The organism is Mesorhizobium sp. P5_C1, assembly GCF_054049815.1.
This window is the reverse complement of sequence record NZ_JBFULQ010000639.1, coordinates 1-2837: the sequence shown is the minus strand read 5'-3', so window position 1 is coordinate 2837 and position 2837 is coordinate 1. Positions and strand designations below refer to the sequence as shown.

Annotated in this window: 3 protein-coding genes; 2 read left to right on the top strand and 1 reads right to left on the bottom strand. The window is 59.0% G+C overall.

Translation table 11 applies throughout. From position 1 onward, the window contains the following. On the bottom strand, positions 1-800 hold an 800-nt coding region (locus ACXJ7R_RS29235; RefSeq protein ID WP_457154866.1), incomplete at its 3' end, for an Eco57I restriction-modification methylase domain-containing protein. A 423-nt stretch (positions 801-1223) separates the two neighbouring features. Between ACXJ7R_RS29235 and ACXJ7R_RS29230 the strand changes: the two genes are divergently transcribed. Both ACXJ7R_RS29230 and ACXJ7R_RS29225 read left to right on the top strand, forming a co-directional pair. Continuing rightward, positions 1224-2045, top strand: a complete 822-nt coding sequence (locus ACXJ7R_RS29230) for a hypothetical protein (protein WP_457154865.1) — start codon at positions 1224-1226, stop codon at positions 2043-2045. Between the two features lie 459 nt (positions 2046-2504). Further along, a partial coding sequence (locus tag ACXJ7R_RS29225; protein ID WP_457154864.1) for a hypothetical protein occupies positions 2505-2837 on the top strand: 333 nt, incomplete at its 3' end.

Below are 2837 nucleotides of genomic sequence, written 5' to 3'. Positions count from 1 at the left end.
GTATTGGGATCGGCAAGCGCAGCAGCATAAAGGCCGCGTACCGACGCAGGCAGCAGATAGGGACGCAGGCRTCGATTCCAGACGGTGCGCCATTCTTCGAGGTCGACCTGCATTGTCGACTTCGGCGGCGCCCTTCCCGGCACGAACTCGTCGACAACGGTCAGATCGATTTTGTCAGCCTTGCCGCCAAAGCCCTCGGTATAGAGCAGCCAGCAATCCTCCGAGAGCGCCGGGAACAGCTTCCTGCGCACTGCGACTATCTGCACTGTCGAGAATGACGCGACAAGATAGTCGAGCAGTGGCGCCGCGTAAGGCGCGTGGCCGATCTCGGCCGGCACAACAAATGCCATGCGGCCGCCGCGCTTCAATAGGCCGGCGGTCGCGACGATGAACGGCGCCCAAGACGAGGACATCCCGCTGAAGCGGACGCCCAGACCGAGACACAGATCCAGTGCGCGACGCCGCATATCACCCTTGAACGTCTGGTACCTAATGAAGGGCGGATTGCCTGCGGCGCACTCGAACCGCTCGTGGGTTTCGATTGCCCAAGTGAAGAAATCACCCTCGTGCACCAAGGCGCCCGGTGCGCGCTCGATGGCGAGATGCGCCGAGACCGGGTTCTGCTCGATGCCGACACTGTTGCGGTGAAGAGCCAAGAACTGGCCGTCGCCGCACGAGGGATCGATCAGGCGGTCGGTCGATTTACGACAGGCCCAAGCGACCAACGCCGCACTCACACCACCGGGCGTGAAATACGCGCCCGATCGTTTCTGCGAATATTCCGGAGATGTCCCCACCATCGCGCGCACCTTAGTGAAATCGGCTTGTCCTGCAACCGGGAAATCGAGAACATAACGCGAACTTACTCGGTCGGCAACTCTGCCTTAGAGGATGCATCTGCGTCGCGCTGCGAGTGCGGTCAGCTATGCACACAAAATGGCTGCGCTTGATGATGTTCGTGAGCCGATCTGCGACACCTGCATCACCGGCGGTAAGGGCTACCGGTTCGCCGGCGCGCCAATCGCGGGAGTTCATGAACTGCGAGTGGCAACGGCTTCGAGCGGAGGAAGAATACCCGCTCGTCCTGCTTTGGCGAGAAGCTGGTGCTGCGGAAACCTGGCTGACCACCGGTGCACGAACTGACGAGCCACCGTCGGCGTGCAAACTTGAGTTTTGTCATAGCTTGAGCAGCTTGTGGTATAAATCGACAGGGGGGCAAACAAATGATCCAGCCCGAACAGGAGCTCGTAGCGCGTGGCTGCGGCAAGTGGTCAGACCCGGACGTTCCGAAGAGCGGCTGGTCCTGCGCATATGTCCGAGACTTAGGTCCGGGCAAAGACCTTCACAAGTTCTGCGAAATGTGCGAGGCGATCCACATCCGCTTCGTCCATGTCATGCGGCATCCGGCAGGCCTTGAGCTTGAGGCTGGCTGTATCTGCGCGGGTCACATGGAAGGCAACCTTGCCGCCGCTAGGGAACGCGACGACGACCGGAAGCGAGCGGCGGAGCGTGTGGCGCGCCGTGAGAAGGCACTGATCAAAGCTCGGACCCAACTCGGTCAGATCGATGTTGGAACGAAGAGTCACGATCAGATGTCGTTGCTGGTGATCCCGACGCTGGAGCGGCTGCGCAAAGTTGTCGCCCGTCGCGTCCGCGAAGCCGAGAAGGATGCGAAGGATCATGACTACATCCTAGAGCACATAGAGCATTCCGACGTTCTGGCTGAAGTCGAATTGGCCATAAGCACTGCCAAGGACCGCCTGAAGGATTTGCTGGTTCAGGCGCGAGCTGAGCGAATCGCCTCCGAACTGGAGCATCCGGTCTGGTGGGAGACGCCCAGGGGGCAACGGTTTACGACCTCGCAGAACGACCGCGTCCAGATTTTTCGACGCCCTGACGGTACGTGGGGCGGGCTATATCAGCTAGCCGGCGACACTGAGGTGACATGGGCCACGCGACGCTACGATGACATGGATGCGGCAGCGAACGCTGCCCTTGCCGTGCTGCGCCAGAAACTACGCAAGGCCGGCCGACTTCCCGGATGAATGTGATCACCGGTCGTCCGGCCGATTCAAACTCAATGCGGGCGGAGAGAGGGCAGGAAGCCGACCCCTTTTGGTCCTTCGGTGACCTGATGCTCGGCGCCATGGCAGCCGAACGCTCTTCCCACGTGTCGTCTTGGGTCAGAAGCGGTCATTCTCCATAGCGAGATGAGGCGTCAACGCGTTGGCAAATTGTGAATAAAAGCGTAGTCGTGRCCGTTGACAATGCTCGATTCTGCACAGTTTAGGTCGGCTTCTTAATATCCGCCATCACAAGGCGAATGCATACCGCCGGACAACATGTTTGTGGCGCTGGAAGATTGGCAGGGGCGCCGAGGATTTCAAGTTATCGGCAAATATTAGCGGAATCTTGAGCCTCTGACGCAAAGTCAAATACCCACTGCAGGTCAGAGAGTATATACCAATCTCGAATCAGCGTTTGCGGTGTGAAGAGGGGTCTCGATGGCGGTGGAACACGACTCGCATAAGGTCCTTTCAGACCTGCGAGATCATCTCGCGCGACATGACAAGCCCGTAGCATTTTTTTTTGGGGCGGGCACGTCCTGTGCTGTGCAGATCGCCAGTAAGGCCGACCCTGCCACCATGGAGCCAATTATTCCTGCCGTTGCGGGCCTAACCAAGATATGCAAGGCGGATGTCGCTATTTTAGGCCCAAAGTTTGCCGATGCTTGGAGCGGCATTGAAGCAAATATCGGTGCTCTTGGCCAAATCCCACACGTTGAGAACATACTTTCGCGGCTTAGAATGATGCTCGGCGCCATTGGTGGGTCCGAC

Bases quoted from the DNA above. Each gene is read 5' to 3' on its own strand.
- ACXJ7R_RS29230 (WP_457154865.1), top strand. From the start codon at position 1,224: ATGATCCAGCCCGAACAGGAGCTCGTAGCGCGTGGCTGCGGCAAGTGG.